The sequence below is a fragment of the Polynucleobacter sp. 35-46-11 genome (assembly GCF_002281105.1).
The window spans coordinates 1-2,242 of record NZ_NCFJ01000418.1; the positions used below are offsets into that span (position 1 = coordinate 1).

Annotated in this window: 2 protein-coding genes and 1 pseudogene; 2 read left to right on the plus strand and 1 reads right to left on the minus strand. The window is 45.3% G+C overall.

Features of this window, described 5'->3' with window-relative positions; translation table 11 throughout:
• The first annotated feature begins 89 nt into the window (after positions 1-89).
• Both B7Y67_RS15770 and B7Y67_RS15775 read left to right on the plus strand, forming a co-directional pair.
• Positions 90-1,427 (plus strand): heterodisulfide reductase-related iron-sulfur binding cluster, encoded by a 1,338-nt coding sequence (locus tag B7Y67_RS15770; protein ID WP_293599452.1) that lies wholly within the window; start codon positions 90-92, stop codon positions 1,425-1,427.
• A 23-nt stretch (positions 1,428-1,450) separates the two neighbouring features.
• On the plus strand, positions 1,451-2,035 hold the full coding sequence (locus B7Y67_RS15775; RefSeq protein WP_215302877.1) for a DUF3501 family protein: 585 nt from the start codon (positions 1,451-1,453) through the stop codon (positions 2,033-2,035).
• Between the two features lie 15 nt (positions 2,036-2,050).
• Here B7Y67_RS15775 and B7Y67_RS15780 read toward each other — a convergent pair.
• Positions 2,051-2,242 (minus strand): annotated as a pseudogene (locus B7Y67_RS15780) (hydrogen peroxide-inducible genes activator); the annotation flags it as partial.

A 2,242-nucleotide genomic window follows, 5' to 3' on the forward strand; every position in this document is an offset into this window, starting at 1 on the left:
TAATACAATTTTACTATCGGTTGGTCCCGCCCTAAACTGTAGATCATTCGATTTGCACGCTACAACTGTAGAAACACTAGAGGACAGATATGACAACTCGCGAAGGTAGTTTAGAGGCCCCAACCAGACATCCTTTGGATTGGCAAAATCCAAAGTTTTACGACAAGGCTGATTTAGAAGCCGAGATGGAGCGCGTTTTTGATCTTTGCCATGGTTGCCGTCGTTGCGTCAGTCTCTGTGGATCGTTTCCAACCCTTTTTGATCTAGTTGATGCCACTGAAGATCTGGAGATGGAGCAGGTCGATAAGGCGGATTACCAAAAGGTAGTTGATCAATGCTACCTCTGCGATGTGTGCTACATGACTAAGTGTCCTTATGTCCCACCACATCCTTGGAATATTGACTTCCCTCATCTCATGCTGCGTGCTAAGGCTGTTAACTTTAAAGATGACAAGGCTACTTTCCGCGACAAACTTTTATCCTCTACAGATAAGCTCGGACACTTTGCTGGCATTCCGATCGTGACTCAAGCTATCAATGCAGTGAACAGCACCGGCCTTGCGCGCTTGGTGATGGAGGGTGCCTTAGGAGTAGATAAGAATGCTTGGATCCCTGAATACGCTCCGAAGACATTCCCGCAACTAGCACAAAAATCTGAAGATCTGCCTGTTGTAGATGGTGCCAAGACGCCTGGAAAAGTTGCTATCTATGCCACTTGCTATATCAATTACAACGAGCCAGGTATTGGGCAAGATCTGATTAAGATTCTGAAACACAATGCTATTCCTTATGAGTTGGTAGATAAGGAAGCCTGTTGTGGCATGCCAAAGCTAGAGCTAGGTGATTTGGAATCTGTTGCTGAAAACAAGGAAAAAAATATTCCAAAGTTGGCAAAGTTGGCGCGCGAAGGTTATGCCATCTTGACCCCAATCCCATCCTGCACTTTGATGTTCAAACAGGAATTGCCACTCATGTTCCCAGATTGCGATGATACGCAATTGGTGAAAGATGCTATGTGGGATCCGTTTGAGTACTTCATGGCTCGTAACTCCGATGGACTTTTAAAGAAAGACTTCAGTAAAGAGTTGGGCCATGTCAGCTATCACATGGCTTGTCACTCACGCGTACAAAACGTGGGTCAAAAAACTGCAGAAACTCTTAAGTTAGTTCCTGGAACTGAGGTCAATGTGGTTGAGCGTTGCTCAGGACACTCGGGTACTTGGGGTGTAAAGAAAGAGTTTCATGAAACAGCTATGAAGATTGGTAAGCCTGTGTTTAGAAGAATGGCTGAAGAAGAGCCTAACTACATTAGCTCTGACTGCCAACTTGCTGGTCATCATATTGAGCAGGGCATGGAGGAGTTGGGATTACCCAAATCAGAAATGGCCCACCCTTTAACCCTGCTTGCTAAGGCATACGGACTTTAATTTATTAATAGGAATACAGCAGCATGAGAACAATTACTCGCGATAGTTTATTGAGCCTTGAGGCTTATCACAAGGAGCGTCCTGCTTTTCGTGAAAAAGCGATTAAAGAGCGCCGTCTAAGAACCGTTCATCTTGGAGATCACGTCACACTGATTTTCGAGAATGAATTTTTAATGCGCTATCAAATTCAAGAGATGCTGCGCGTAGAAAAAACATTTGAGGAAGATGGCATTGAAGATGAGTTGAATGCCTATAACCCTCTAGTGCCAGGTGGATCAGATTTCAAAGCCACTATGATGATTGAATACCCTAATGAGGCGGATCGTAAAGTTGCACTTGCGAAGTTGGTGGGTATTGAGCATCAAATGTTTATCGAAGTTGAAGGTCAGCCACGTGTTTATGCAATTGCTGACGAAGACTTAGAGCGCTCAACCGCTAATAAAACCTCTGCAGTGCACTTTATGCGCTTTGATCTTACAAACGATATGAAGATGGCCTTAAAAGCGGGCGCTCAGATGATGGTGGGTTGCGATCATAAGGGTTACCCTATGCATGTTCAGACGCTGCCTCCAGAAACTTTAGCCTCACTCGTTTCTGATTTGAGTTAAACCAAGGAGCAGGTCTTACAGGTATTGAACACCTGGTAGGGCGCATTGGCGAATCACTTCAGCTAGCTCATTCATTGCGGCTGCCCGTGGAAAGTTCTTCCGCCAGACGAGGCAAACTCGTCTGGTTGGAATAGGGTCCTCAAATGGGATGTAACGAATGAGCTGATCCGAAGAGGCGGCATCAGATGCGGACGTTCTTGGTAGCAC